Origin of the sequence: Shinella sp. BE166, assembly GCF_051201095.1 — a bacterium.
GTDB classification, from domain to species: Bacteria; Pseudomonadota; Alphaproteobacteria; order Rhizobiales; family Rhizobiaceae; genus Shinella; species Shinella lacus.
On the sequence record NZ_JBPEHL010000004.1, the window covers coordinates 176,301 to 201,725 of the forward strand.

General features: G+C 63.4%; 29 protein-coding genes and 1 other RNA gene. 4 read left to right on the forward strand and 26 right to left on the reverse strand.

Annotated elements, in window-relative coordinates:
* Positions 1-137: 137 nt before the first annotated feature.
* The 16 genes from glmM to ruvC all read right to left on the reverse strand — a co-directional run bounded on the left by glmM (position 138) and on the right by ruvC (position 15,434).
* Positions 138-1,490, reverse strand: coding sequence for a phosphoglucosamine mutase (gene glmM, locus J2Y63_RS11475; RefSeq protein WP_319321071.1), 1,353 nt, complete (start codon positions 1,488-1,490; stop codon positions 138-140).
* 285 nt (positions 1,491-1,775) lie between these two features.
* On the reverse strand, positions 1,776-3,698 hold the full coding sequence (gene ftsH, locus J2Y63_RS11480; RefSeq protein WP_256121001.1) for an ATP-dependent zinc metalloprotease FtsH: 1,923 nt from the start codon (positions 3,696-3,698) through the stop codon (positions 1,776-1,778).
* A gap of 190 nt (positions 3,699-3,888) precedes the next feature.
* Entirely contained in the window at positions 3,889-5,163 is a 1,275-nt protein-coding gene (gene tilS, locus J2Y63_RS11485) for a tRNA lysidine(34) synthetase TilS (protein WP_435266179.1), read from the reverse strand.
* 20 nt (positions 5,164-5,183) lie between these two features.
* Entirely contained in the window at positions 5,184-6,182 is a 999-nt protein-coding gene (gene ybgF, locus J2Y63_RS11490) for a tol-pal system protein YbgF (RefSeq protein ID WP_435266180.1), read from the reverse strand.
* A gap of 153 nt (positions 6,183-6,335) precedes the next feature.
* Positions 6,336-6,872: a peptidoglycan-associated lipoprotein Pal gene (gene pal, locus J2Y63_RS11495; RefSeq protein WP_256120998.1), complete on the reverse strand. Its 537-nt coding sequence runs from the start codon at positions 6,870-6,872 to the stop codon at positions 6,336-6,338.
* Positions 6,873-7,111: 239 nt separating this feature from the next.
* Positions 7,112-8,416 carry a Tol-Pal system beta propeller repeat protein TolB gene (tolB, locus tag J2Y63_RS11500; RefSeq protein WP_435266181.1) on the reverse strand — a complete coding sequence of 435 codons (1,305 nt, stop codon included), beginning with the start codon at positions 8,414-8,416 and terminating at the stop codon, positions 7,112-7,114.
* A gap of 22 nt (positions 8,417-8,438) precedes the next feature.
* The gene (locus J2Y63_RS11505; protein WP_435266555.1) at positions 8,439-9,551 is read right to left on the reverse strand and encodes a hypothetical protein; all 1,113 of its coding nucleotides are present in this window, start codon (positions 9,549-9,551) and stop codon (positions 8,439-8,441) included.
* A gap of 9 nt (positions 9,552-9,560) precedes the next feature.
* A complete protein-coding gene (gene tolR, locus J2Y63_RS11510) occupies positions 9,561-10,013 on the reverse strand; it encodes a protein TolR (RefSeq protein ID WP_256120996.1) in 453 nt (150 codons plus the stop codon).
* 26 nt (positions 10,014-10,039) lie between these two features.
* Positions 10,040-10,756, reverse strand: a complete 717-nt coding sequence (tolQ, locus tag J2Y63_RS11515; protein ID WP_256120995.1) for a protein TolQ — start codon at positions 10,754-10,756, stop codon at positions 10,040-10,042.
* Positions 10,757-11,073: 317 nt separating this feature from the next.
* Entirely contained in the window at positions 11,074-11,544 is a 471-nt protein-coding gene (gene ybgC, locus J2Y63_RS11520) for a tol-pal system-associated acyl-CoA thioesterase (protein ID WP_435266182.1), read from the reverse strand.
* Positions 11,545-11,590: 46 nt separating this feature from the next.
* Entirely contained in the window at positions 11,591-12,493 is a 903-nt protein-coding gene (locus J2Y63_RS11525; RefSeq protein ID WP_435266183.1) for a metallophosphoesterase, read from the reverse strand.
* A gap of 1 nt (position 12,494) precedes the next feature.
* Positions 12,495-13,535 carry a Holliday junction branch migration DNA helicase RuvB gene (gene ruvB / locus J2Y63_RS11530; RefSeq protein ID WP_435266184.1) on the reverse strand — a complete coding sequence of 347 codons (1,041 nt, stop codon included), beginning with the start codon at positions 13,533-13,535 and terminating at the stop codon, positions 12,495-12,497.
* A gap of 40 nt (positions 13,536-13,575) precedes the next feature.
* A complete protein-coding gene (ruvA, locus tag J2Y63_RS11535; protein ID WP_435266185.1) occupies positions 13,576-14,193 on the reverse strand; it encodes a Holliday junction branch migration protein RuvA in 618 nt (205 codons plus the stop codon).
* A gap of 12 nt (positions 14,194-14,205) precedes the next feature.
* A complete protein-coding gene (locus J2Y63_RS11540; protein WP_435266186.1) occupies positions 14,206-14,622 on the reverse strand; it encodes a type II toxin-antitoxin system VapC family toxin in 417 nt (138 codons plus the stop codon).
* Entirely contained in the window at positions 14,603-14,866 is a 264-nt protein-coding gene (locus J2Y63_RS11545; RefSeq protein WP_435266187.1) for an AbrB/MazE/SpoVT family DNA-binding domain-containing protein, read from the reverse strand. The genes J2Y63_RS11540 and J2Y63_RS11545 overlap by 20 nt, the downstream gene beginning before the upstream one ends.
* Before the next feature lie 55 nt (positions 14,867-14,921).
* Complete coding sequence (gene ruvC, locus J2Y63_RS11550) at positions 14,922-15,434, reverse strand: crossover junction endodeoxyribonuclease RuvC (protein ID WP_256120988.1); 513 nt, start codon at positions 15,432-15,434, stop codon at positions 14,922-14,924.
* A 171-nt stretch (positions 15,435-15,605) separates the two neighbouring features.
* On the opposite strand from ruvC, the gene J2Y63_RS11555 reads away from it, so the two are divergent.
* Complete coding sequence (locus J2Y63_RS11555; RefSeq protein WP_435266188.1) at positions 15,606-16,607, forward strand: LLM class flavin-dependent oxidoreductase; 1,002 nt, start codon at positions 15,606-15,608, stop codon at positions 16,605-16,607.
* 58 nt (positions 16,608-16,665) lie between these two features.
* Here J2Y63_RS11555 and J2Y63_RS11560 read toward each other — a convergent pair whose 3' ends face one another.
* The 3 genes from J2Y63_RS11560 to J2Y63_RS11570 form a co-directional block, all read right to left on the reverse strand.
* Positions 16,666-17,412 (reverse strand): YebC/PmpR family DNA-binding transcriptional regulator, encoded by a 747-nt coding sequence (locus J2Y63_RS11560; RefSeq protein WP_256120986.1) that lies wholly within the window; start codon positions 17,410-17,412, stop codon positions 16,666-16,668.
* Between the two features lie 166 nt (positions 17,413-17,578).
* A complete protein-coding gene (locus tag J2Y63_RS11565; protein WP_435266189.1) occupies positions 17,579-18,073 on the reverse strand; it encodes a hypothetical protein in 495 nt (164 codons plus the stop codon).
* Positions 18,074-18,087: 14 nt separating this feature from the next.
* Complete coding sequence (locus J2Y63_RS11570) at positions 18,088-18,927, reverse strand: MBL fold metallo-hydrolase (RefSeq protein WP_435266556.1); 840 nt, start codon at positions 18,925-18,927, stop codon at positions 18,088-18,090.
* A gap of 165 nt (positions 18,928-19,092) precedes the next feature.
* On the opposite strand from J2Y63_RS11570, the gene J2Y63_RS11575 reads away from it, so the two are divergent.
* The gene (locus J2Y63_RS11575; protein ID WP_435266190.1) at positions 19,093-19,629 is read left to right on the forward strand and encodes a pyridoxamine 5'-phosphate oxidase family protein; all 537 of its coding nucleotides are present in this window, start codon (positions 19,093-19,095) and stop codon (positions 19,627-19,629) included.
* A gap of 60 nt (positions 19,630-19,689) precedes the next feature.
* Here J2Y63_RS11575 and J2Y63_RS11580 read toward each other — a convergent pair whose 3' ends face one another.
* Positions 19,690-20,514, reverse strand: coding sequence for a TIGR00282 family metallophosphoesterase (locus J2Y63_RS11580; protein ID WP_435266191.1), 825 nt, complete (start codon positions 20,512-20,514; stop codon positions 19,690-19,692).
* Positions 20,515-20,524: 10 nt separating this feature from the next.
* On the reverse strand, positions 20,525-21,109 hold the full coding sequence (locus J2Y63_RS11585) for a 5-formyltetrahydrofolate cyclo-ligase (RefSeq protein ID WP_435266557.1): 585 nt from the start codon (positions 21,107-21,109) through the stop codon (positions 20,525-20,527).
* A 207-nt stretch (positions 21,110-21,316) separates the two neighbouring features.
* On the opposite strand from J2Y63_RS11585, the gene J2Y63_RS11590 reads away from it, so the two are divergent.
* Positions 21,317-21,541: a helix-turn-helix transcriptional regulator gene (locus J2Y63_RS11590; RefSeq protein ID WP_435266192.1), complete on the forward strand. Its 225-nt coding sequence runs from the start codon at positions 21,317-21,319 to the stop codon at positions 21,539-21,541.
* Here the strand turns inward: J2Y63_RS11590 and J2Y63_RS11595 are convergent.
* A complete protein-coding gene (locus tag J2Y63_RS11595; protein WP_435266193.1) occupies positions 21,538-22,524 on the reverse strand; it encodes a sugar-binding transcriptional regulator in 987 nt (328 codons plus the stop codon). The two genes, J2Y63_RS11590 and J2Y63_RS11595, sit on opposite strands and share 4 nt — an antisense overlap.
* Before the next feature lie 290 nt (positions 22,525-22,814).
* Between J2Y63_RS11595 and tal the strand changes: the two genes are divergently transcribed.
* A complete protein-coding gene (gene tal / locus J2Y63_RS11600; protein WP_435266194.1) occupies positions 22,815-23,777 on the forward strand; it encodes a transaldolase in 963 nt (320 codons plus the stop codon).
* Positions 23,778-23,900: 123 nt separating this feature from the next.
* Here tal and J2Y63_RS11605 read toward each other — a convergent pair whose 3' ends face one another.
* From J2Y63_RS11605 to J2Y63_RS11620, 4 genes are all read right to left on the reverse strand, one after another.
* Positions 23,901-24,131 carry a hypothetical protein gene (locus J2Y63_RS11605; protein ID WP_256120979.1) on the reverse strand — a complete coding sequence of 77 codons (231 nt, stop codon included), beginning with the start codon at positions 24,129-24,131 and terminating at the stop codon, positions 23,901-23,903.
* 254 nt (positions 24,132-24,385) lie between these two features.
* Positions 24,386-24,544, reverse strand: a non-coding RNA gene (gene ssrS, locus J2Y63_RS11610) — 6S RNA.
* A gap of 50 nt (positions 24,545-24,594) precedes the next feature.
* Positions 24,595-24,966 carry a cell division protein ZapA gene (locus tag J2Y63_RS11615; RefSeq protein WP_256120978.1) on the reverse strand — a complete coding sequence of 124 codons (372 nt, stop codon included), beginning with the start codon at positions 24,964-24,966 and terminating at the stop codon, positions 24,595-24,597.
* Between the two features lie 35 nt (positions 24,967-25,001).
* A complete protein-coding gene (locus tag J2Y63_RS11620; protein WP_256120977.1) occupies positions 25,002-25,274 on the reverse strand; it encodes a DUF4164 domain-containing protein in 273 nt (90 codons plus the stop codon).
* Positions 25,275-25,425: the final 151 nt, after the last annotated feature.

Here is a 25,425-nt window from a genome sequence, read left to right on the forward strand (position 1 = left end):
GTCTTTGTTAACGAGCGTTCACGCATTCGGTAAACAACATCTAAAATCTGAGTAATCTTCAAAAGAACTTCATCGGCAAAAAAGAAAAAGGCCGGCGCATTGGCACCGGCCCTTAAGAATAGATGAATCGAACAGGATCAGGCGGCGTTGCGCACGGAACCTATTACGGCGACCAGGTCGTCGACGATGCGCTCCACCTTCGCCCGGTCGTCGCCCTCCGCCATGACGCGGATCAGCGGTTCGGTGCCGGAGGGGCGGATGAGCAGGCGGCCGCTCTTGGCAAGCTCGCTTTCGGCATCGGCGATCGCCTGGCGCACCGCGGCGTCCTCCAGCGGCTGGCCCGCCTGGATGCGCACGTTCTTCAGCACCTGCGGCACCGGCTCGAAGCGGTTGCACACTTCGCTCACCGTCTTGCCGTTGCGCTTGACGCAGGCGAGCACCTGGAGGGCGGCGACGAGGCCGTCGCCCGTCGTGCCGAAATCCGACAGCACGATATGGCCGGACTGTTCGCCGCCGACATTGTAATCGTGCTGGCGCATGTGCTCGACGACATAGCGGTCGCCGACCTTGGTGCGCTCTAGGCCAAGGCCCTTGCCGGTGAGGAACCGTTCAAGCCCGAGGTTCGACATGACGGTGGCGACGATGCCGCCGCCGCGCAGCATGCCGTCGGCCGCCCAGCTTTCCGCGATGACGGCCATCAGCTGGTCGCCGTCGATGATCTTGCCGTTCTCGTCGATGATCTGCACCCGGTCGGCATCGCCATCGAGCGCGATGCCGATATCGGCGCGCACCTCGTGCACCTTGCGCTGCAAGGCGTCCGGATGCGTCGAGCCGCATTCGAGGTTGATGTTGAGGCCGTCCGGCTCATTGCCGATCGTCACGACGTCGGCGCCGAGCTCCCAGAGTGCAGCCGGTGCCACGCGGTAGGCGGCACCATTGGCGCAGTCGATCGCAACGCGCAGGCCCTTGAGCGTCACGTCGCGCGGCAGGGTGCGCTTGGCGTGTTCGATATAGCGGTCATGCACGCCGTCGATGCGCTTGGCCCGGCCGATCTCGGCGGACTTGGCGAGCTGCGCCGTGATGTCCTTGTCGAGCAGGTCCTCGATTTCCATCTCGATCTCGTCGGAGAGCTTGTAGCCATCCGGGCCGAAAAGCTTGATGCCGTTGTCGTAGAACGGGTTGTGCGAGGCGGAGATCATCACGCCGATATCGGCACGCAGCGAGCGCGTCAGCATGGCAACGGCAGGCGTCGGGATCGGGCCGAGAATGAAGGCGTCGATGCCTGCCGCGGTGAACCCCGCCACCATGGCGTTTTCCAGCATGTAGCCGGAGAGGCGCGTGTCCTTGCCGATCACCACGCGGTGGCGGTGCGCGCCGCGGCGGAAGAGCGTGCCCACGGCAATGCCGACCCGCATGGCAAGGTCCGGCGTCATCGGGAAGATGTTGGATTGTCCCCGGATACCGTCCGTGCCGAAATAACGACGTTTCATGTTCTCTCCTGAAAATCGCCGGCCTGGGCTGCACATTTAGCGCTGCGCCCGGCTCTCAAGCGTCCATTCTGCCGCCCGCGCGTCCATCTCAGGGCAGAAGGCGGAAATACAATAATTCCGCCCCGTAATCTAATCCTTAAAACGGCGTAGAGCTGTCATACTTCTTTGCCATAAAAGCCGGCAAAGAGCATCCACCGCCCTATCAGAATTCATTACAGCCGGTTACCTAAAGAAAACGGCCGGAAAAGGATTTCCGGCCGTTTTCAATTCATTCGATGGGATCGCTTATTGCGGCTGCGGTTCGAGACCGCCTTCCGCCTCGCCACCCTTCTTGTGGCCGGCCTTCGGCACGGCCGAGCCGCGATGCGGCGGCGTGTCGTCGCCGAGGTCGCGCGCGGGCTTCTCGCCGCGGATCAGCGCCTTGATCTCTTCACCCGTCAGCGTCTCATATTCGAGCAGGCCTTCGGCCAGCGCCACGAATTCATGGTTCTGTTCGGTGATGATACGCTTGGCCTCGGAATAGGCCTCGTCGATCAGGCGGCGGATCTCGTTGTCGATCTTCTGCGCGGTCGCTTCCGAAACGTTCTTCTGCTGCGCGACAGAATGGCCGAGGAAGACCTCCTGCTGGTTTTCACCATAGGCGACCTGGCCGAGCTGGTCGGAGAAGCCCCACTGGGTCACCATCGCGCGGGCGAGCTTGGTCGCCTGTTCGATGTCCGAGGATGCGCCGGAGGTGATGTTGTCCTTGCCGAAGGTGATTTCCTCGGCAACGCGGCCGCCCATCATGATGGCGAGGCGCGAGACCATCCACTTGTAGCTCATCGAGTAGCGGTCGCCTTCCGGCAGTTGCATGACCATGCCGAGGGCACGGCCGCGCGGAATGATCGTCGCCTTGTGCAGCGGATCGGCGAGCGGAACCTTGAGGGCAACGATGGCATGGCCGGCCTCGTGATAGGCGGTCAGCTTCTTCTCCGCCTCGGTCATGGCAGAGGAGCGGCGCTCGGCGCCCATCATGATCTTGTCCTTGGCGTCCTCGAATTCCTGCATGGTGACGAGGCGCTTGTTGCGGCGCGCCGCCATCAGGGCGGATTCGTTGACGAGGTTCATCAGGTCGGCGCCGGAGAAGCCGGGCGTACCGCGGGCAAGGATCTTGAGGTCGACATTCGGCGCCAGCGGCACATTGCGCACATGTACCTTGAGGATGCGCTCGCGGCCGACGATGTCCGGGTTCGGCACGACGACCTGACGGTCGAAACGGCCGGGACGCAGCAGCGCCGGGTCGAGAACGTCGGGACGGTTGGTCGCGGCGATTAGGATGATGCCTTCGTTCGCTTCAAAGCCGTCCATCTCGACCAGCAGCTGGTTCAGCGTCTGCTCGCGTTCGTCATTACCGCCGCCGAGACCGGCGCCGCGATGACGGCCGACGGCGTCGATTTCGTCGATGAAGATGATACAGGGCGCGTTCTTCTTCGCCTGCTCGAACATGTCGCGCACGCGGGATGCACCGACACCGACGAACATTTCGACGAAGTCCGAACCGGAAATGGTGAAGAAGGGCACGTTCGCTTCGCCCGCGACGGAGCGGGCGAGCAGCGTCTTACCGGTGCCGGGCGGGCCGACGAGCAGCACACCGCGCGGAATGCGACCGCCAAGGCGCTGGAATTTCTGCGGGTCGCGCAGGAATTCGACGATTTCTTCGAGATCCTGCTTGGCTTCGTCAACGCCGGCGACATCAGCAAAGGTGACGCGGCCATGCGCTTCGGTGAGCAACTTCGCCTTAGACTTGCCGAAACCCATGGCGCCACGCGAGCCGCCCTGCATCTGGCGCATGAAGAACAGCCAGACGCCGAGGATCAGGAGCATCGGCAGCAATGTGCCGATATAGCTCAGGAACCCGGACGAACCGTCCGTCTCCGGCCGTGCGCTGACGACGACGTTCTTCGCCTCCAGGCGCTGGACGAGCGAGTTGTCGCCGGTCGGCGCATAGGTCTGGAAGGTCGCGCCGGTCTCGACATAGCTGCCGACGATCTTTTCGCCGGTGATGACGACTTCCTTCACCCGGCTCGAGTCGACCTCTTTGAGGAACTGCGAATAGGGGATTTCCCGCGAGCCGGTCTGCGCCGGGCTCGTCTGGAACATGCTGAACAGCGCGATCAGCAGGAGGGCGATGATCGCCCACAGGGCGAAGTTTCGGAAATTGGGATTCATCGAACTTTCCGGGCACTTTCCCGGCCGGGGTCTCCCGGCCGCTTCTTTGATGCCTAACATAGGGTCGCCGTGCGGCCTTGCCAAGGCAAAGCGCGCGCCCCCGGGGCTTTTCTCATAATATCGTCAACGCCGGAGACGCTTCGGCATCGACAGTCATCGATACTTTAGCACAACGCTTTCGCCCGCGCCTTCATTCGTTAGGCGGAGACGAAAACGCGGGGCGCCCGAAAATCGCCGCGAGTGCATTGGCAAGCGGCAGATCGAAACGCGGCAGGAAACGGGCATAGGGCGCGATCAGCGGCTCGATTACCGCTCCCTCCGCAGGCACCACCCCGCCCTGCTCGAAATTCAGGCGCGGCATGGCACGGCTGGCGCGCAGAGCCGGTCCGCGAAGGCCTGCACTATTGGTTTCACCGGCCGGCGAAACCACGATCATCCGGCCGCTCCGGTTGGTTACGCGAAACCTACCGTCCCACACGGCGGCCTCGCCCGCCGGAAGCACGACGCGCTCGATGCCGCGATATTCCCGGTAGAGGAACAAACCCTCGCGGCGGCGGTCGAAGACCACGCGGCCGGCGGTCAGCCGCGACAGTGTGCCGCTGGCGAGGAAGGCCCGCAGGCGCTCGGCCGACGCTGCCTCCAGCGCATGCACCCGACCTCCCGCCGTCGCCGCCAGCAGCAGGAGGCCGCGCCATGCCGACGGATCGGCGAGGAGGGTATCGACCGCGACCGGGTCTATTGCGATGAAGGCCTCGCCGGCTCGAACATTTCCGGCGAGAAAGCCCGCCGCGCGCTCAGAATGCGACACCCTGTCATCGTTGGCCTGTTCCGGCGCCGCGCCGCGCCGGCGCAGGCGCACCCGTTCGAAACGCGGATTGTCGTTGCTCGGATCGTCGAGCCAGCTTTCGCCCTGAGTGACGAGGAACGCCCTGATCATGGCCCGCTCCACCGAGAGGAAGGGCCGCAGCAGCCAGACGGAGCCGTTCAGCAAGACGGCATCCGCCATACCGGAAAGGCCGATGCCCTCCGGCGCGCGCGCGGCGCGCATCGCAACCGTTTCGTTCTGGTCGTCGCTGGTATGGGCGGCGAGGATTGCATCGGCGCCCATTTCGATGGCGACTTCAGCGAGCAGGTCGTATCGCTTTTCACGGGCAGCGGCTTGCAGGCCGGCAGCGGGTTTGTCGCCGTGCCAGCGACGGGTGACATGCGCGATGCCGTGTCGTGCGCAAAGCGCTTCGACCCACCTTGCCTCCTCGGCGGAGCCCGGGCGAAGATCGTGGTCGATAGTGCAGGCGGAAAGGGTGATGTCCGGATAGCGCCCGGTCGCGCAGAGCGTGGCAAGCGCCACGAGGAGCCCGGTCGAATCGCTGCCGCCGGAAATGGCGATCAGCAGCCGCGCGGGGCGCTTGAAACTGTTCAGCAAACGGCCGGCTGCCTCTGCGACGGGATTTCCCGCGCGGGCCACGGCGTTTGCCCGGTCGGCAATCAGCAGGACAGGCGGCCCTGTTCGGACGTCACCTTGGACTTCACGGCCTTGGAGGCGTTCGGATAACGCTTGTTCACTTCGCGCAGCGTCGCGCAGGCGGTCTCGCGGTTGTCGAGGGCGGCAAGCGACATGCCGAGCTTCAACAGCATTTCCGGCGCCTTCTTCGACTTGCTGAACGTCTGGTGCGCATTCAGGAAGGTCTTTGCGGCATCATTGAAATTGCCCTGCGAATATTGCGCTTCGCCGAGCCAGAAATTGGCGTCCGCCGCCTTCTCGCCGCTCGGGAAGATATCGAGATAGTCGCGGAACTCGCGCTCGGCGAGCTGATAATCGCCGGAAAGCACATGGCCGTAGGCGACCTGATAGAGATCGTCCGGATTGTCGAGCGAAGCCGTCGACGACTGCGAGGCCGCCGGCAGGCCGCCATCGACGCCCGGCAGCGAATTGTCGTTGCCGATCGAGGCGCTCTGGTTGTCGAGGTCCGGGTTCGTCGCCGCACCGATCGGGTTGCCGTTCTCGTCGAACTTGATGGAGCCGAGCTCCTGCGGCCCTGCGGCGCCATTGCCGTTTTCGGCACCCAGCGTGTCGGTCCCGGCGGTATCATCCGCCGGCACCCTGTTCGAAGCGATCTGCTGGTCGGCAGTGCCGCCGTTCACCGGCTTGTCGAGCGCACCGCTCTTGCCGGAGCCGCCGCTCTTTTCGATTTCCTGGAAGCGGTACTCGTTGTCTTCCTGCGTCTTGCGGAGCTGTTCCTGCATCTGGAGGAGCTGGTAGCTCATTTCCTCGATGCGGCCGTTGAGGCTGCGGATCTGCTCTTCGAGCTGGCCGACGCGCGGATCCATGGCCTGCGCCAGGATCACATTGCCCTCACCCGACCGTTCGCTGTGGGCCGGCAGGAAGCCGTTCGCCAGTGCCGACAGCGGCGAAGCGCTGATCGGCCCGACCATGCCTGCTACCGCTGCGAGACTGAGAACGCCTGCCGCGACAAGTTTCTTCATCTATCTTCGTCCTGTTGGTCCCATGATGCGCCGAAGCGCCGCCGAAGAGTTTTCTCATATGCTCTCAAAAAGCAACGGAGTTCGGCCAAAGTGTGTTGAAAAAAGAAAGGCGGCCTCTCGGCCGCCTTTCGCACCATCCTTCCGAAGAAGGAATTACATGCCGGCGCCGCCGAGAACGGTGACAGCGCGACGGTTCTGCGACCAGCAGGAAATGTCGTCGCAGACGGCGACCGGCTTTTCCTTGCCGTAGGAGATGGTCTTCATGCGGTTTGCCGGGATGCCGCGCGATGCCAGATACTGGCGGGTCGCGGCAGCGCGGCGTGCGCCGAGTGCAAGGTTGTATTCACGCGTGCCGCGTTCGTCGGCATGGCCTTCGACCGTGATCGCGTAGTTCGGGTAGCGCTGCAGCCACTGGGCCTGGCGATCGAGCGTCGCTGCGGCATCGGCGCGAACCGACGAGGAGTCGGTGTCGAAGAAGATGCGGTCGCCGACATTGACCGTGAAGTCCTGCTGCGAGCCCGGCGTGGCGGCACCGGCGCCGCCGTTGAGGCCGAGGTCGCCGGCATTGTTCGGCATGTTCTTCTTGGAGGCGCAGCCTGCAAGGGCGAGCGTCATGAACAGGGCGATCATCACCGGGTTGCGGGCGATGGTCTGCATGCGGCCAGCGGCCGGGGAATGAATGCGGCTCATGAGCCGGTCTCCTTGCGTCAGTTCTTGCGTCAAGTTCATTGAAGCAGCGGTTTCAATCAGGGTTGCCAGACTGTAACCGCGAGCGGTTAATCCGCATTCAACGATTATGGTTAACGATTGCTTGTAAGACCGTCCCCGGCCCCTTGCCTAAAACGGAAACGGGCCTGCCCGTCTCGCCTTGCGCCCTGATTTACAGGACTTTGCGGCAAGAACGCGGCAGGCCCGCCACATATATGGTGCTACTCCAGAAGCGGCGACCAGGCCGGGTCGGAAGCGAAGCCCTTGGTCTGCACGGCCTGCTCGTTATAGCCGGAAAGGTCGATCGAATAGATCTGCGGACCACCTGCACCAGCCGCCTGGCGGAAGAACATCAGCACGCGGCCGTTCGGCGCCCAGGTCGGGCCTTCATTGTGGAAGCCGGAGGTCAGGATGCGCTCGCCCGAACCGTCCGTCTTCATCACGCCGATCGAGAACTTTCCGCCCGACTGCTTGGTGAAGGCGATGAGGTCGCCGCGCGGGGACCAAACCGGCGTGGAATAGGAGCCGTCGCCGAAGGAGATGCGGCGCTGGTTGGAGCCGTCCGCGCCCATCACGTAGAGCTGCGGCTTTCCGCCGCGGTCGCTTTCGAAGACGACCTGCGTGCCATCCGGCGAGTAGGAGGGCGAGGTGTCGATCGCCGCCGTCGAGGTGAGCCGCGTGGTGGTGCGCGAGCGCAGGTCCATCGTGTAGATGTTCGAGTTGCCTTCCTGCTGGAGGCTCATGATGACCTTCTGGCCATCCGGCGAGAAGCGCGGCGAGAAGGTCATGCCCGGGAAGTTGCCCACCACCTCGCGCTGCCCCGTCTCGAGCTGGAGCAGATAGACGCGCGGCTGGTTGCCCTCGAAGGACATGTAGGTGATTTCCTGGCGGTTCGGCGAAAAGCGCGGCGTCAGGACCAGCTCGTTGGCGTTGGTCAGCGCGCGGGCGTTGAAACCGTCCTGGTCCATGATGGCAAGCTGGCGCTTGCGGGCCGTCTTCGGGCCGCTTTCGGCGACATAGACGACGCGGGTGTCGAAATAGCCCTTTTCGCCGGTCAGGTTCTCGTAGATCGCATCGGCGATGATGTGGGCAACACGACGCCAGTTTTCGGGCTGCGTATAGAACTGCTGCCCAGTCAGCTGCTGGCCGCCGAACGTATCCCACAAGCGGAATTCTGCACGAAGGCGACCGTCGCCCTCCTGGGTCACGCGGCCGGTGACGAGTGCCTGCGCATTGATGACTTTCCAGTCCTCAAAGCGCGGTGGCTGGTCCGGATTGGAGATCTTTTCGATAAAGGCCTGCTTGTTGACCGGTGCGAACAGGCCCGACCGCTTGAGATCGGCGGCGATCACATCGGTAATGCGCTGTCCGAGATCGCCATTCGCGATGAAATCGGTGACGGCGATAGGCAGCGGTTCGACATTGCCTTTGTTGATGTTGATTTCCACTCTGGCCCACGCCTGCGGCAGCGCCGCAGCAAGGCCGGTCAGCACGACCAGGAGTCGGAGGAGATTGCGTCTGAACATCTATCTAGGCCTTCCCTAGTTCTTACATCATCTCGCTTGGATCAAAGTTCACGACGACTTCGCTCCATGCGTCATATTTTTCAGGCGGCAGCCCCTTGAAGGGCCTCGATTTCATGATCGCGCGGCGGGCGCCGCCGGCAAGCGTGCGGCGCGCGGTTTCCGAACCGCCGGTCGCCACGACTTCCGGCTCGCCGATAATGTCGCCGTTCTGGTCAAGCTGCATCGTCACCTTGATGCGTACATCCGAGGCATCCGACATGCCTGGCACGATCGACCAATTGTTCTGGATCTGACCACGCAGCGCATCCATCTCGCTCAGCGAAAGTTTGGTGCCGCTCGTCGTCTTTTTGCCGCCGAGCGCAGCCTGTTCCTGCGAGCGCTTGGCCCCGCCCCCGGCGGCCTTGTCCTTGTTGAGAAGGGCTGCAATTTCATCCGAGTTGAAGTCGCTGTCGTTCAGCGAGCTCGCCTTTTCCTGCTTCTTCTTCTGGTCCTTCTTGCGGTCCGGCGTCTTGGCGGTCTCGGCTTTTGCCGTCTCGACCTTCTTTTCCTCGGGCTTTTCCGCGGTCTCGGTCTTCTTCGGCTCGATCTTCGGCTTCATCTCGGGAAGCGGAATCTTGTCGGGAAGCGCTTCGGCCTCCTCGGCTTCGGCCGGCTTTTCCTCCGAGGGCGTCGCCTCGGGCTTCGGGTCCGGCTTGACCTCCTGCTTGGTCTCGGGCAGTGCCGCGACTTCGGTCGAGGGCTCGCTGGCAGTCTCTTCCTGCTTGACGTCCTCGACGGGCTTGGTGTCCGGCGTCTGCACGACCTTTTCGGCCTTTTCCGGTGCGGCCGCGGTCTCGATATCGCGCGGCTTTTCCTCCGGCGTCGGCAGATTCTTCAGGTCGACGTCGTTTTCGCCGGCATTTTCCGCATTCTCGACCGGCGTTTCTTTCTTGGTCGGAACGGGCGCCGCCTTTTCCTTCATTTCGGCTTTCTTGTCGCCCTGCTGGATCTGCGTCAGCTCCTCGATCGACACGATATCGACCGGCATGGCCTCGACGTTGGCGACGTCGAAGCTCTCAGGACTGCCGAGCGAAACCAGCGCCCAGGTCAGAACCAGGGTGTGGAGCACGGCGGATGTGGCGAGACTGCCCTTCATGGCGCGCAATCAATTGTCCGGTTTCTGATCGGTGACGAGGCCGATATTGGTGAACCCACCCGCCTGGATGCGCGACATCACGTCCGCGACGATGCCATAGGGCGCATTGCCGTCGCCACGCACGAAGACGCGCTCGGTGTAACCCGTCGTCGCCACGGCCTGGAGCTTGGCAGCGACTTCGTCGATCGGGATCGGCGTTTCCTGCAGGAAGACCTGGCCGTCGGCCTTGACCGAGACGGTGATGGGCTGCGTATCGGCATTCAGCGCGCTCGCCTTGGTCTTCGGCAGGTCGATCGGCACGCCGACCGTCATCAGGGGTGCCGCCACCATGAAGATGATCAGCAACACCAGCATGACGTCGACGAACGGCGTCACGTTGATCTCGCTCATGGGAGCCTTCTTGCCCCCGCCGCGACGACGGCGGCCACCGCCCGAATTTTTTGTACCGACTGACATGCCCATGGCGTCGTCTCCGTCTCAGGACAGGATTACTGCGCCGCGGCGCGCGGCTGCAGCTTCTCGTCGATCTGGCGCGAGAGGATGGCGGAGAACTCGTCCGCGAACCCTTCCATGCGCGCCGTCAGCTTGCCGGCATCTGCAGAGAACTTGTTGTAGGCAATAACCGCCGGAATTGCGGCAAGAAGGCCGATGGCGGTCGCAAGAAGCGCTTCGGCGATACCGGGTGCCACGACCGCAAGGCTCGTCTGCTTGGAGCCGGCGATCGCCTGGAACGAGGTCATGATGCCGACGACCGTGCCGAAGAGGCCGACGAAGGGCGCCGAGGAGCCGATGGTAGCCAACGACCCGAGGCGCGCTTCGAGCGTCTCGGATTCGCGCGACAGCGTCACGTCCATTGCCCGGTCGATACGCATCTGAAGCCCGATCGGCGATCGTGCGCCGCGCTCGAAACTCTTCTTCCATTCCCGCATCGCCGCCACGAAGATGGCGCTCATGCCGGAGGTCTGGCGGTCGGAGAGCGTGCGATAAAGCTCCTCCAGCGACTGCCCGGACCAGAAGACCTGCTCGAAACTATCGAGCTGGCGACGGGCCTTGCCGTAGCTCACCGTCTTGTCGACGACGATCGCCCATGTCCACACGGACGCGGCGATGAGGCCGAGCATGACCAGCTTCACGACGAACCCGGCTTGCATGAAGAGCGCCCAAAGGGTCACGCTGCCTGCCGCTTCCAAACCCACTTGTTCCATAGACCTATGTCCCCGAATCCAAACACCCGGCACGGGCCTTTGCGGCCACGACCGGGTAACATTCACGCCCTTCGCGGTCTCCTGGGAGGTGGAACCCGCAATCGGCATTCACAAACACGACGTCGCAGCCAAGGATTTTCACCCGCACCCGCTTCGCATGTCCGTCAAGAATGTCCGGTTGATGCCGCCGGCCGCCATGCCGGTCAAACGCTTACAACCTGCCTTCTTGACGGCAAATTTGGTTAAAGGATGACGTGCAGTGCACAAAATCCTCACCACCTGAGTAAGACATCATTATGGTTAAGGGAGTGTTACTGCTAATGCGCGCCGGACGCTTCCTGCGCCTTGGCAAGAAAACGCGCCGCCAGACCTTCCGGCAGACGGCGGGGCCGACCCGCAGCATTGATGACGGCGATGATGACGCGCGCGGCGATCAGCAATTGCTCGCCGCGACGGATCTCCTGGTTCAGGATCATCTTGGCGCCGCCGGCCTTTTCCGTCGAGGTGACGATGGTCAGGATATCGTCCATGCGCGCCGGCGATTTGAAGTCGATCTCCATGCGATGCACGACGAAGACGAGCCCCTCGCGGTCGTCTTCCAGAACGAGGCTGCCCTGCTCAACGCCGAGCAGCCGCAGGTAATCCGTCCGCCCGCGCTCCAGGAAATGCAGGTAGCGGGCGTGATAGACCACGCCGGAAAAATCCGTGTCCTCGTAATAGACCCGCTGCGCGAGCCGGTGGCCCGCTTCGGTCAGTTCGCCTGAGAGGTGATGGTTCAAGTCGCTCATGGCGCTTCTCTCCCCCAAAGCGCCCGGAAATGCAAGGTTGCGGCGCTCAACCGAGTTCGACGACCATGATTTCCGGTGGCGAGCCGAAGCGCACGGGCGCGATCGAGCAGCCGAGCCCGCCGGAAACGCAGAGATGCCGGCCGTCCTCGACGACGTGGCCATAGGCGAAACGGTTGCCGAAGGCGGAGGGCACCATGGGCGAATAGCCGAACAACCGCACCTGACCGCCATGGGTGTGGCCGGACAAGGTGAGCGAGACCCGCGCCGGCACCTGCGGAAAGATATCCGGCTCATGCGCCAGGAGGATGACCGGCGCCTCGTCCGTCACCCGCGCCAGCGTGCCCGGCAGGTCATCGAGCCCAACATAACCGTAGCGGTTCCATTGCCGGCCGGGGCGCAACGCGATCTGGTCTTCCAACCCAGCGAGCCAGAAGGCACCAGTCGTCGTCTCGATCCGCGCGGCGCTGTTCGAGTAAACGGCAATGCCGGTATCGCGCAGTGCCCGGTGGCTGAAGGTTTCCCCGCCGCCGATCGCCTGCGCATCGTGATCGTCCCACCAGTCATGGTTTCCAAGCACCGCATGAACGCCAAGCGGTGCTTGAAGCGTCGAAAGCGCGGCCGCCCATGCCGCCGGCGGCACCTTGCCCCAAACGGCGCGCATGCTGGAGAGATAGTCGCCCAGCAGCACGACGATATCGCCGCCGAGATCATTGGCATGGCGGCAGATGTCGCCGATGCGGCGAGCGCTCATCCAGGGTTCGCAGGCATGGATATCGGCGAGCGCGACGATCCGCAGCTTCTGCCCTTCCGGCCATCCGGGCGGCGAAATCCGGTAGGTCGTGGTGCGCAGACGCAGCAGCGGTTCGACGCCCACGGCATAGGCGGAGGACGAAAGGCCCGCGGCAACCAGTCCACCGAAGGCCTTCAGCATCCCGCGCCGCGTCAGCACATCAATCGTCCTCGGAAAACAGCCTGAACTGCGTCGCCTCAAGATCCTTGGGCGGCGTCAGGCCCATATGTTTCCAGGCATTTACGGTCAAAACACGGCCGCGCGGCGTGCGCTGGATGAAACCCTGCTGGATCATGTAGGGCTCGATGATGTCCTCGATCGCATCGCGCGGCTCGGACAAGCCGGCCGCGATGGTCTCGATCCCGACCGGCCCGCCGCCGAAATTATGTGCGATCATCGACAGATAACGCCGGTCGAGCTGGTCAAGCCCCATATTGTCGACGAGCAGCCGCGTCAGCGCGTCGTCGGCGATGACCCGGGTTACCGCCTCGGCCCGCGCCACTTCGGCAAAATCGCGCACCCGGCGCAGCAGGCGGCCGGCGATGCGCGGCGTGCCGCGCGCACGACGCGCGATCTCGTGGGCACCGTCTTCGGTAATGGGGAGCCCCATCAGCCGCGCGCCGCGGCGCACGATCGATTCCAGCTCCTCGACGGTGTAGAAATTCAGGCGCACCGGAATGCCGAAACGGTCGCGTAGCGGCGTCGTCAGCAGGCCGAGGCGCGTGGTGGCGGCAACGAGGGTGAATTTCGACAGGTCGATCTTCACCGAACGCGCCGCCGGGCCTTCGCCGATGATCAGGTCGAGCTGGAAATCCTCCATGGCCGGGTAGAGGATTTCCTCGACGGCCGGGTTGAGGCGGTGGATTTCGTCGATGAAGAGCACGTCGCGCTCTTCGAGATTGGTCAGCAGCGCCGCAAGGTCGCCGGCTTTCGCAATGACCGGGCCGGAGGTCGAGCGGAAATTGACGCCGAGTTCCTTCGCCATGATCTGGGCGAGCGTCGTCTTGCCGAGGCCGGGCGGGCCGACGAACAGCACATGGTCGAGCGCCTCGCCGCGGTTCTTCGCCGCTTCGATGAAGATCTTGAGATTGGCACGCGCCTCCGCCTGGCCGGTGAAATCGTCCAGCGTCTGCGGCCGCAAGGCGGTATCGATGTCCTCGCCGCGCTTTTCCGGCGCCAGCAGTCTGTCCTCGTCGCTCATGAGCGCCTAATCCCATTGTCCACGGCGGAAGGCAACCGCATCATCGCGACAATTCCTTGAGGCCGAGGCGGATGAGCTTTGCACTATCTCCACCCTCTCCGCCATTCTTCCGCGCCGCGGCCACGGCATTGGCCGCCTGGTCGCGCGAATAACCGAGATTGGTGAGCGCCGAGACCGCATCGGAAACCGGCGCCGAAGCCACCCCTTCGCCAAGCTCCTGCTTGAGCCCGATCGAGGCTGATGCCTCGCCGGCAAAGGCCGGCGCCTTGTTGCGCAGTTCCGTCACGATGCGCACCGCCACCTTCGGCCCCACACCCGGCGCCCGCGACACCGCCGTCTTGTCCTGCAACGCGATGGCATTGGCCAGCTCGCCCGGCGTCAACGTGGAAAGCACCCCGAGCGCCACCTTGGAGCCGACGCCCTGCACGCTCTGCAACAGCCGGAACCACTCCCGCTCCAGCGCCGTCAGGAACCCGAACAGCCGGAACTGGTCCTCCCGCACATAGGTCTCGATGAACAGCACCGCCGCCTCGCCCGCGGACCCGAGCTTGCCAAGCGTGCGCGCCGAGCAATGGGCGACATAGCCGACCCCGTGCACGTCGATGACCACATGGTCGTCGCCGATCTCATCGATTGTGCCTTTGAGTTTGCCGATCATGAAAGGGGTCCGTCAGGGATGGGTTTCGGGAGAGATGATGTCGAGCGCGGGAAAGTAGGTGCGATAGCGTGCAGTGTCGCGCGTGAGCAGGCGATGTCCCCGGGCTTCCGCATGTGCGCCGATCAGAAAATCCGGCAAGGTGCGCTCCCGCTGCCCGCCCGCCCTCCGATAGTGCTGGTGCACAAGTCCAGCCCGATAGGCCGCAGAAAAGGGCAGAGCCTCACGCTGCAGGTTGAGCCTCGATAGCGCAAGCGCCAGCTCGTCCTCGCTCGGCAGCAGCCCGGCCAGCTCAGACCAGACGACCGGCGTCATGACGAACTGCGCCTGCGGCTTGAGCGCCAGGATGATCTGGGAAGACCAGATCTTGAACGGCGTCTCCGGTCCAAACACGTCGATGAAGATGTTCGTGTCAACGAGGACCGAGGTCATCGCGCGGCCCCCTCAGCCATTCCATATATTCGTCCGTCGTCATACCGCCGGTATCGAACGTGCCGCTCACGCTTTTGAGCCAGCTCTCGAAATCTTCAGGCTCCTGCGCCTTGCCACCCGAAACGACAATCAGCCGCGCACCCCTGTCGTCGGCGACAAAATCCACCTCCGATCCGGGACCGATATTCAAGCGGTCGCGGATATCCTTCGGGATCGTCACCTGGCCTTTTTCCGTCACACGCATGGTAATACCTCTGCGGTATTACTTATCGCCCACCCCGGAACAAGTCAAGAACAAATCAGCCGACGAGCTTGGCGAGGCGGCCGGAGAGACCCTGGCGGTTGTGGGCGTGGCAGATGGCGATGGCCAATGCATCGGCGGCGTCGTTACCGGTGAAGGTGGCCTTGGGCATCAGTACCTTCAGCATCATGTGGATTTGCTGCTTCTCGCCGTGACCGACGCCGATGACGGCTTTCTTGACGGCGTTCGGGGCATATTCCGCGACGCGCAGGCCGGCCCGCGCCGGCACCAGCATGGCGATGCCGCGCGCCTGGCCGAGCTTCAGCGTCGCCACCGCATCCTTGTTGACGAAGGTCTGCTCGACGGCGGCCTCATGCGGCTGGTGGCTGTGGATGATGTCGGCAAGGCCGTCATGCAGCTGGCAGAGACGCGAGGCGAGATCGGCGTCGCCATCCGACGTCACCGTGCCGGAAGCGACAAAGCGCAGCGAATTGCCCAGCGTCTCGATGATGCCCCAGCCGGTGCGGCGAAGCCCCGGATCGATGCCGATGATGCGAATCATGTCCTGCATGCGAAAACCCTAATCCTGTCCACCGGACCCTGCCAGCGAAATGTGAACAAAACAAAAACAAATGGCCGTTTGCAGAGGCGCCTGCGAAAAGCTGGTGCGGATCGCTTGGATTTCACAAAACTGAACCTACATGGGAGCACAATCAAATCTACTCATAGCGAGGCCGCTCCCATGGTGCCCTTCTCCATCCTCGACCTTTCCCCGGTCATCGAAGGCGGCACAGTCGCCCAGTCGCTCGAAAATTCCCGCCGTCTCGCGCAGGAGGCCGAAGCCTTCGGATACAAGCGCTTCTGGCTCGCCGAACATCACGGCATGCGCGGCATCGCCAGCGCCGCCACCTCGCTCGTCATCCAGCATGTCGCGGCGGGCACGCAGAAAATCCGTGTCGGCTCCGGCGGCATCATGCTGCCGAACCATTCGCCGCTGGTCATCGCCGAACAGTTCGGCACGCTCGCCGCCCTCTTCCCGGACCGCATCGACCTCGGGCTTGGCCGCGCGCCCGGCACCGACATGCGCACGGCCCAGGCGCTGCGCCGAAACCTCGACAGCGCCGCCAACAATTTCCCGCAGGACGTCGTCGAGCTGATGCAACTAATGGGGCCGACGAGCCCGCAGCAGCAGGTCATCGCGATTCCCGGCGCGGGAACCAATGTGCCCGTCTGGCTGCTCGGCTCCAGCCATTATTCGGCGCATCTCGCCGGCATGCTCGGCCTGCCCTTCGCCTTCGCCTCGCATTTCGCGCCGGACATGCTGCTGACGGCGCTGGAAATCTACCGCGAGCGCTTCGAGCCCTCACAATATCTCGACAAGCCGCATGCCATGGTCGGCGTGATGGGGGCGGCGGCCGATACGGATGCGGAGGCCGACTACCTCTTCACCTCGATGCAGCAATCTTTCGTGCGCCTGCGCCGCGGCACGCCGGGCGCCTTCCCGGCACCGGTGGACGACATGGACCCGCACTGGAGCGATGGGGAGCGCATCAATGTCGAGCACACACTGCAATATGCGGTGGTCGGCGGGCCGGAGAAGATCCGGCGCCGCATCGCCGATTTCCTGTCGATCACCAAGGCCGACGAGTTCATCGTCTCCATGCCGATCTACGACATGGACGCCCGGCTGAAATCGGTCCGGCTCTTCGCCGAGGCGCAGCAGGGGCTTGCCCTCGCCGCCTGAACGAAAAAGGCCGGGGCCTTGCGGCACCCGGCCTTTTCTTTGATTGCGACTTCGCCGATCAAGCCGATAGCTTGGCCATGACTTCGTCGGAGACTTCGAAGTTCGAGTAGACGTTCTGCACGTCGTCGTCGTCTTCCAGCGTGTCGATGAGCTTCATCAGCGACTGCGCCTTTTCCTCGTCGACCGGCACGGTGTTCTGCGCCTTCCAGATCGCCTTGACGGTCTCGGCTTCGCCGAGCTTGTCTTCCAACGCCTTGGAAACGTCACCGATATCCTCGAAGCCGCAGATGATCGTGTGGCCGTCCTCGTCGGTCGTCACGTCTTCGGCGCCGGCGTCGATGGCGGCTTCCATGACGGCATCCGCGCTGCCGACGGCAAGCTTGTAGGTGATTTCGCCGACGCGATCGAAGGAGAACGAGACCGATCCGGTTTCGCCGAGCGCGCCGCCGGCCTTGGAGAAGGTCGAGCGCACGGAGGAGGCGGTGCGGTTACGGTTGTCGGTCAGCGCTTCCACGATGACGGCCACGCCGCCGGGGCCATAACCCTCGTAGCGGACTTCCTCGTAGTTCTCGCCGTCGACGCCGGAGGCCTTCTTGACGGCACGCTCGATATTGTCCTTCGGCATGGACTGCGCCTTGGCGTTCTGGATCGCCAGGCGCAGGCGGGCGTTCATCGACGGGTCGGGCAGACCGGTCTTCGCCGCAACCGTGATTTCACGGGCAAGCTTGGAGAACATTTTCGACCGCACGGAATCCTGCTTGCCCTTGCGGTGCATGATATTCTTGAACTGTGAATGGCCAGCCATGGCACCCCTGTCTCGTTTTTTGGCGCCCGTTTCCGGTCGCCGATCACTGTGCCGGAGCCCCTGCCGCGGTGACGCGCCAGCCTGCTGCCCCGATTTTCGAAATGCCGCCTTATAATTTCATTGCCGCCGGACGTCCAGCAGTCCCGCAAACAAAGCGGCGGCCGCCTCAATCGGCCCTGACGCGGGCGCGACTGAGCAGGAAGGAGTGGCCGTCATTGCGCTCGCAGGTCAGGCCCGTGCGCTCCGAATAGCAGGTGAAGGGACCAGCAGACCAGGTCTCGCCATAGCCAAGCGTGTTCGCGCTGCCGCAGCACCCCTGATCGCCGACATTGCTTTTCACGGAGGCCTTGCCGCTGCGCCCGAGCGTCGCGCGCAGGTATTTCGGCTCGACGCGGTCGCAGGACAGTTCCGGTCCGCCATCGGCCGGCTGATAGACCGCCGTGCCGCCCTCGGGAATGTAGATGCAGCCGATATTGCCGGACGGCAGAATAAAATCCTCCGCCACGCCGAGGGTGCGCGTCGGAAGCTTTTCCACCGGCTGGGTCGCAAGCCCGCGCGGCTGGCCGGATTCGCCGCCGGGGCCTTCGGGCGTCGGCGCACCGCTCGCGAGGGCAATCGCGGAGGAAAGCAGAAAGGCGGGCACGGCAATGAGAAAGCGCATCAAAAACTCCGGCATCAGACGCCGGAGAGAATATGGATCGTCGGCCGCTTGGGCAAGCTGCGGATGGAAACGGTCATCGTCGCATCGTCGTCGGTCACCGCGTCGAAGCCCGTGCCGAACATCGAGAGGAACTGGCTGATCGGCGGCCCGCGGCGGTGCATGGGCAGGATCAGCGAGGAGCGCAGGCGCTGCACGACGCGGCTCATGCTCTCCGCCCCCATCGTCAGACCGCCGTCGACCGGCACCATCAGCACGTCGAGCCGGCCGATCTCGGCATATTGTTTTTCGGTCAGTTCATGATGCAGGTGGCCGAGATGGCCGATGCAGAGGCCCGCGACCTCGAAGATGAAGATGGAATTGCCGTTCGCCTCCATCGATCCGCCCCAGTTGCGGATGTCGGTCGGCACGTTGCGGATATAGGTGTCGCCCACCACGACATCATGGTCCGCGCCCTTCGGCGAGCCATCCTGCCAGCCGTGCAGCACATATTCGATGCCGGGCTCCGGGTTCGTCGTGTAGTGGCTGGAATGGGCCTTGTTCATCGTCACCACGGTCGGCAGCGCCGGCGGTTTGTACCAGCCGTTATAATCTGTGGCGATCTTCACGCCCGCAGGCGTTTCGATGAAGAAGGTCGAGTGGCCGATATAGGTGATCTTCACCTCCTCGTTCGCCTTGGCCTGCACCTTGAGGGCGGGTTCAGCGGAAAAGCTGGCAAAGGTGACGGAGGGAAGCGAGCGCGCGATCATCTGGCACTGGCTGACGGGCGTTTCCGCCTGTGCGAGTGCTGGCCGGGGTGCCGCAAACACGGCGAAGGCTGCAACGATCAACGGAACGAGCAGGAGATGCGGCATCAGCGGCTCCGTTCATTGGATCGGCGGGACTATGCGCCCGCAAGCATCGCCGGTCGAGATTTGCCGGCCGGCGCGGCGATCACAATCCGTTGACCGGCCGTGGAGCGGAACCTTGGACGCCCCCTCACGTTTCCCACCCATCAACGCCAACAGACGAGAGGAATATCCATGTCCAATCTCACCCGTGCCCGCGAAAACCCGAAGGAACAGCTCTTCGACGAAATCGACAAGATCCATGCCGGCATGCTCGGCGTCGAGGGCAGCCACATGCATATGCAGCCGATGGCGCCGCAACTCGACCGCCAGACGGCAACGATCTGGTTCTTCACCAGGACCGATGCGGAAATCGTCGACGCCATCTCACCGGGCTCGCGCGCGCATTTCTGCGTCGTCGGCAAGGATCATGACTACCATGCCTGCCTCGCCGGCCGCCTTTCCGTTCGCAAGGACCCCGTCAAGATCGATGAATACTGGAGTTCGATCGTCGAGGCCTGGTTCGACCATGGCAAGGACGACCCCCGGCTCACCATGCTGGCGCTGGAGATCGAGGATGCCGAAGTCTGGGCCTCGACCGGCAGCAAGCTGAAATTCGGCTGGGAGATCGCCAAGGCGAACTTCAATCCGGACGAGGAGCCCGATGTCGGCGTGAAGGCGCACCTGACCTTCAGCGGCGGCTCAGCCGATCACCTGCGCCACATGATCTAAGGCTTTTGTTTTTCCCGCATTATCCGACGTCGAAGCGATCTCGCTTCGACTGGAAATGCTCTAGCGCCAGAACTCCGGCACCGCTTCGGCCAGCCGCGGGCCGAGCCGGAGCGGTGCAATCTTTTCAGCAAGGCCCGTGCGGTCGGAAATTTCGACCGCAAGGCCGCAGATCGTCGCCGGTCCGGAAGCCGCCTCGAAGCGGCTTTTCGGCATTTTCGAGATGAAGCGGTTGAGCGGCTCTTCCTTCTCCATGCCGAGCGACGAATCGTAATCGCCGCACATGCCCGCATCCGACATATACGCCGTGCCGCCGTTCAAGATCTGGCAATCGGCCGTCGGCACATGGGTGTGCGTGCCGACGACGACGCTGGCGCGGCCATCGACGAAATGGCCGAAGCACTGCTTCTCGCTGGTCGCCTCGGCATGGAAATCGAAGATCACGGCATCCGCCTGCTCGCCCAGCGGGCAGGAAGCAAGAATGGCCTCGCCCGACTTGAAGGGATCATCGAGCTCGGGATGCATGAACACGCGGCCCATGATGTTGGCGACGAGCACCCGTGCCCCATTCTTGGCAACAAACAGATTGGCACCACGGCCGGGCGTGCCGGCGGGATAATTTGCAGGGCGCAGGAACTGGTCGTGGCGGCCGGCGAAGGTCACGGCCTCCTTCTGGTCCCAGACGTGGTTGCCGGTCGTCACGACGTCGGCGCCGGCATTGATGGTTTCGAGAAAGATCTCTTCGGTGATGCCGAAGCCGCCGGCCGCGTTCTCCCCGTTGACGACGACGAAATCCAGCCTGAAATCGCTGATCAGCCCCGGCAGGCGCTGCCAGACGGCCGTCCGCCCGGTCTTGCCCACCATATCGCCCAGAAAGAGAAAACGCATCGAAACTGCCTTACGAAACCTGTTGGAACAAACGGAAGCCGCTTTCAGTGAGGATCGCGTCCAGTGCGACGTCATGCGGTTCCGCGGGTACTGATGCCACTTCCTGGCAGTCGAACGCAATGCCGATCAGTTTTGGCGCATGGCCCTTCGCCTTCAAACGGTCGATCGCGCGGTCGTAGTGGCCGGCGCCGTAGCCGATGCGGTGGCCCGCCTTGTCGAAGGCGGAAAGCGGCACCAGCAGGATATCCGGATCGAGCACGGCAGCCTCCGGACCCGGCCCGGTCGTGCCGAAGCCGGTCTTCACCACCGGCGCGCCGACGACGAGTTCGCGGAAGACGATCGTCTCGCGGTCGAGCACGACGGGCAGGCAGAGCCGTGCGCCGCGCGTGCGCAGATGGGCGAGCAGCGGCCGGATATCGGCCTCCGAACGGATCGGCCAGAAGCCGGAAATCACCATGCCCGGCTCGAACTCTATGCGGTCGCCCGCATGCTCCACCATGGCGAGGCTGCCCTCGATGCGCGCTTCCGGCGTCATCGCATCGCGCAATGCCAACCGCTCGTTCCTGATCGCCGCCTTCAGTTCCTTGGGTGTCACGGGGGATGTCACGGATCTCTCCAGCCTTTTGCGCGTGGCTTACCAGCTAGCAGCGCCGGAAGGCAAACCCCTGTGTTTTTGCGACGGAGCGGAGTCGCAGAAATGCGTCCCGTAACGGGACAAAAAAGCCCAAAACGGCGCACTCCCGTTAAGCATTAGAACAGCTTCTGCTTTGCGCGGCGCCACCCAGCCATTAAGCGGAGCCGCATGACGTCCTCGGCAAATGACCCTTCCCGCCTTCCCGAGCTGACCGAAATCGAAAAACGGTGTCTTGAACTTGCCGCCAACGGCAGGACGCCGGCCGATATCGTGCTCGAGACCGACATAGCGATGCCGCGCGTGACCGAAGCCATGCGTAGCGCGATAGACAAGCTCGGCACGCGCAACATCACCGCCGCGATCATCCGCGCCGCCCGTCTCAACCTGATCTAGGCGGCCGCAGACGTCTCGGCGAGCCGTAGCATGGCGAGCGCCGCGCCTTCGTCGGTGATCAGCGTGTTGCAGCCGACGCGGCGGATGGTGGCGCGGATTGCAAGCGCCCGATGCTCGCCGCCGGAGACCAGCACGATATGGCGCGCCTTCTTCACCGTATCGAGGTCGATCGACATGACCCGATGGCGGATCGGATGGTCGATCGTGTGGCCCTCGGCATCGAGGAAATTGCACATCGTATCACAGACGCAGCCGGCCGCGATCAGCTCGTCCAGCTCATGCCGGGCGATGAAATCGCGTGACAGCGAAGAGGAGCGCGGGCCGATGTCGCCGCAGCTCACAACCGCGATGTCCATGTTTTCCGCCAGCTCGAACAGCGTTTTCAAACCGCACTTTTCGATCAGGCTGCGCTTGGTCTCCCGCGAATCGACCAGCAGCGGCGCGAGGAACAGGTAACATTCGGCACCAAGCTGGCTCGCCAGCCGCCAGGTATATTCGATCGGGTTGATATGGTGCGCCTCGACCACGCCGCCGAGCAGCGAGACGACCTTCACCCGCTCGCGCCGCGCCGGGCGGAAGCTGGCGAGCGAGGCGGTCAGCGTGCGCCCCCAGCCGACGCCGATCGTGCAATCGTCGGGTATCGCTTCTGTCAGGAACTGGCCGAGCGCCAGGCCGACGCCCCTCGCATTGGCCTCGGCACTTTCGGCCGCTGGCACCACCACGGCCTCGTCCAGCCCATAGGCCTTCTCCAAACGCACGGCGAGCTCGACGCAATCGGACACGCCCTCGTTGATCCAGATCTGCACCTCGGAGCGCTTCAGCGCCTCGTCGAGCATGCGGATGACGGTGGTTCGGCTGACGCCGATCTTCTCCGCCACGTCCTTCTGGGTGAGGCCCTGGTTGTAATAGAGCCAGGCGGCCCGCAGCCTCAGCGCCGCCGATTCCGAATAGGCCGTGTGTGTGTCGCGCCGGAGCCTAGCCACGGTGCCTCCATCTCTTTGCAATCGTTCCCGAACACCTTAACACAGGAAACGAAAAATGCGACATATGTTCAGAAGATTGATCAAAAGTGCTTGACTTTTGCCGCCGGAAACGACGATAGTCCGCCTCATATCGGCTGGCGCATTCCGTCGGCGGATTGGTTGTGCCGGCACGCACGGCGACTGAAACAGGAAGCACAGTCGTCGAGCGCGCCATCACGAGCAACTGGAGGAGGGCCTGGCGTTTCCGTGCAAGGAAAGCGGCCTAGCAACAACCATTTCGGGATATCGATATGACGTCCAAGCTTGAACAACTCCGCGCGATGACGACCGTCGTGGCAGACACCGGCGACATCGAAGCCGTGCGCCGCCTGAAGCCGGTCGATTGCACCACCAACCCGACGATCGTGCTCAAGGCACTCGGCACGCCGATGTTTGCCGACACCGTCTCCGAAGCCATCCGCTGGGGCCAGTCCCAGGGCGGCAACCGCGAAGGCGTCGTCTCGGCTGTCGCCGATCGTCTCGCCATCTCCGTCGGCGCAGCGCTGTCCGAACTCGTGCCCGGCCGCGTCTCGACGGAAGTCGATGCCGACCTCTCCTTCGACACGGAAGCCTCCATTGCCAAGGGCCGCGAGATCATCAAGGCCTATGAGGCGCGCGGCATCCCCCGCGACCGCATCCTCATCAAGCTCGCCTCCACCTGGGAAGGCATCCGCGCCGCGGAAGTGCTCCAGAAGGACGGCATCGACTGCAACCTGACGCTGCTCTTCAACAAGGCCCAGGCGATCGCCTGCGCCGATGCCGGCGCGTTCCTCATCTCGCCCTTCGTCGGCCGCATCCTTGACTGGCACGTCAAGGCTTCGGGCAAGACGTTTTCGGCCGAAGAAGATCCGGGCGTCGTCTCGGTGCGCGCGATCTACGACTACTACAAGTCCAACGGCATCAACACGATCGTCATGGGCGCCTCGTTCCGCAACACGGGCGAAATCGAAGCCCTTGCCGGCTGCGACCGTCTGACGATCAGCCCGGCGCTTCTCGAAGAGCTCGACGCTGCCGAAGGCACGCTGGAACGCAAGCTTTCGCCGGAAAAGGCTGCCAAGGTTTCGCCGATCAAGATCGACGAAAAGACCTTCCGCTGGATGCTGAACGAAGACGCCATGGCCACCGAAAAGCTCTCCGAAGGCATCCGCGCCTTCGCCAAGGACCTCGGCAGCCTGCGCGCCATGATCGACAAGGAACTGAAGGCCGCCGCTTAAACCCGGACCCTCGACAAAAAGCCACCCGAAAGGGTGGCTTTTTTGCGTGGTGGCCTGCGGCAAAAGAGAAAGGACCCGGCTCCTTTACGAACCAGGTCCCCTCACCCCCGGATAACTGGAATTTTAAGCAGCCGAGGATTCCCGGCAGTAGAACATCCGCGCGGACGCGGCGACGACGGACCGATATCGCTGCGCATCGAACGCCTCAGCCGGAAACGTCTCGATCAGATATTTTGCGAATGACACTTTTGCGTCCGGATCGAACCATGGCTGGCCCGTGATATCGTCAAAGATCGATTTCAGCTCGGCGAGCTCTTCTGGCTGATATGACGATTTAACGAAGAGGTGGTCCACTAAGGCCTCCTGACCTGCGGATAAATCAGCAAATCGCTTTGTTTAACGTGATTTTATGGGGCGCTTTGCCTATCGCATATGCAGAAATTCTAAGCCGACCGGCAGAATTGTCTATTAAGTTTGACATAGCCAAACCCACATTCGCCGTCGGGAATTCGCGCCAAAGCTGGATAGGATTCGCATCACTAGCGACCTGCACGCCGCACTGCGGTGCCGAGGCGGTAGCCAGTCAAGAACACTGCAATGAAGGTGAAGTGCGATCCACGGCGACCGATGGATGTTTACGATCCTGGGTGCCTACAAACGTAGGTGGGCGCCATGTGACCAAGCCCACGGGCCGGGTCAGGGACAGCTCCCTTTGGATCGAGTATGGCCCCAGGGATTGTGGTTCCTGTCGGGAAGCGCAGACCGCATCCGATATATAGGCGCAAAGCGGCCTCTTCGCCAGTGGCAATCGTAAGCGTCAGTTGACCGGCGGCTTGCCCGAGAGTTTTGCCGCCATGCCCTGGATCTGGCTGGTCAGGTCGCCGAGCGCCTGGGCGATCGCATCCTCGCTCTTCGAGACCTCGCTCATCACGCCTTCGCGGCCCTTGCGCAGCTCCTCGGCCTCCTTTTCGAGCTTGGCGAGGCGGCGGGTGACCTCGTTTAGCTCGTCCATCACCATGATGCCGGCCATGACGGTGAGGCGCAGGTCGCCGATCTCGCCGAACTGTTCCTTGAGGTGGCCGACATACCGATCGAAGCCGGCGGCGAGCTCTTCGAGATGCCCCTCCTGGCCCTCTTCGCAGGCCATGCGATAGGCCTTGCCATCGATCTGTACGGTTACCTGTGCCATGCGGAATTTGTCCTGATTGCTGGGAAGGCGGGCGGCTAGCGGTCGAGCACGGCCCGGATCGTTTCCATGGCGGTGACGAGCCGCCGGGAGACCTCGCGGTTGACCTCCTCCAGGCGGTTGGCGCGGAATTCGGACTGGTCCAATTCCTGGGCGAGCCGCGAGCGGTCGGTGTTCACACGCCGCACCTCGCCCTCGACCTCGCCGTGATCCCGTTCGCGGTCGAAGCGCATGTCGAGCGCATTGTCGAGGGAGGAAATCGCCCTGCGCAACTCCTCGATCGCTGCCCTGACTGTTTCCCCGTTCGTCATAAAGCCTTCACCGGCACTCTCAAAAAACGCGAATCGCCGCCGCCAGCGCCGGTTCTCTCGGCCTGACAGTATTCAACAGCGGGCGGCAGCGTCAACAGCGCGGCAATCCGCGGCGCAAACACCCTGTGGATCAGATAGCGGGACTGCGGCC

Excerpts from the sequence above, each read along its gene's own strand:
- J2Y63_RS11565 (WP_435266189.1), bottom strand. The coding sequence starts at position 18,073 with ATGCGCTTTCTCATTGCCGTGCCCGCCTTTCTGCTTTCCTCCGCGATT.
- J2Y63_RS11540 (WP_435266186.1), bottom strand. The coding sequence starts at position 14,622 with ATGACCTCGGTCCTCGTTGACACGAACATCTTCATCGACGTGTTTGGA.
- J2Y63_RS11505 (WP_435266555.1), bottom strand. The coding sequence starts at position 9,551 with ATGAAGGGCAGTCTCGCCACATCCGCCGTGCTCCACACCCTGGTTCTG.
- tolQ (WP_256120995.1), bottom strand. The coding sequence starts at position 10,756 with ATGGAACAAGTGGGTTTGGAAGCGGCAGGCAGCGTGACCCTTTGGGCG.
- ruvA (WP_435266185.1), bottom strand. The coding sequence starts at position 14,193 with ATGATCGGCAAACTCAAAGGCACAATCGATGAGATCGGCGACGACCAT.
- J2Y63_RS11555 (WP_435266188.1), top strand. The coding sequence starts at position 15,606 with ATGGTGCCCTTCTCCATCCTCGACCTTTCCCCGGTCATCGAAGGCGGC.
- J2Y63_RS11580 (WP_435266191.1), bottom strand. The coding sequence starts at position 20,514 with ATGCGTTTTCTCTTTCTGGGCGATATGGTGGGCAAGACCGGGCGGACG.
- ruvB (WP_435266184.1), bottom strand. The coding sequence starts at position 13,535 with ATGAGCGACGAGGACAGACTGCTGGCGCCGGAAAAGCGCGGCGAGGAC.
- tolB (WP_435266181.1), bottom strand. The coding sequence starts at position 8,416 with ATGTTCAGACGCAATCTCCTCCGACTCCTGGTCGTGCTGACCGGCCTT.
- ftsH (WP_256121001.1), bottom strand. The coding sequence starts at position 3,698 with ATGAATCCCAATTTCCGAAACTTCGCCCTGTGGGCGATCATCGCCCTC.
- tal (WP_435266194.1), top strand. The coding sequence starts at position 22,815 with ATGACGTCCAAGCTTGAACAACTCCGCGCGATGACGACCGTCGTGGCA.
- J2Y63_RS11620 (WP_256120977.1), bottom strand. The coding sequence starts at position 25,274 with ATGACGAACGGGGAAACAGTCAGGGCAGCGATCGAGGAGTTGCGCAGG.
- ybgC (WP_435266182.1), bottom strand. The coding sequence starts at position 11,544 with ATGAGCGACTTGAACCATCACCTCTCAGGCGAACTGACCGAAGCGGGC.
- J2Y63_RS11575 (WP_435266190.1), top strand. The coding sequence starts at position 19,093 with ATGTCCAATCTCACCCGTGCCCGCGAAAACCCGAAGGAACAGCTCTTC.
- J2Y63_RS11545 (WP_435266187.1), bottom strand. The coding sequence starts at position 14,866 with ATGCGTGTGACGGAAAAAGGCCAGGTGACGATCCCGAAGGATATCCGC.
- glmM (WP_319321071.1), bottom strand. The coding sequence starts at position 1,490 with ATGAAACGTCGTTATTTCGGCACGGACGGTATCCGGGGACAATCCAAC.
- J2Y63_RS11560 (WP_256120986.1), bottom strand. The coding sequence starts at position 17,412 with ATGGCTGGCCATTCACAGTTCAAGAATATCATGCACCGCAAGGGCAAG.
- tolR (WP_256120996.1), bottom strand. The coding sequence starts at position 10,013 with ATGGGCATGTCAGTCGGTACAAAAAATTCGGGCGGTGGCCGCCGTCGT.
- J2Y63_RS11590 (WP_435266192.1), top strand. The coding sequence starts at position 21,317 with ATGACGTCCTCGGCAAATGACCCTTCCCGCCTTCCCGAGCTGACCGAA.
- pal (WP_256120998.1), bottom strand. The coding sequence starts at position 6,872 with ATGAGCCGCATTCATTCCCCGGCCGCTGGCCGCATGCAGACCATCGCC.
- ruvC (WP_256120988.1), bottom strand. The coding sequence starts at position 15,434 with ATGCAGGACATGATTCGCATCATCGGCATCGATCCGGGGCTTCGCCGC.
- J2Y63_RS11615 (WP_256120978.1), bottom strand. The coding sequence starts at position 24,966 with ATGGCACAGGTAACCGTACAGATCGATGGCAAGGCCTATCGCATGGCC.
- ybgF (WP_435266180.1), bottom strand. The coding sequence starts at position 6,182 with ATGAAGAAACTTGTCGCGGCAGGCGTTCTCAGTCTCGCAGCGGTAGCA.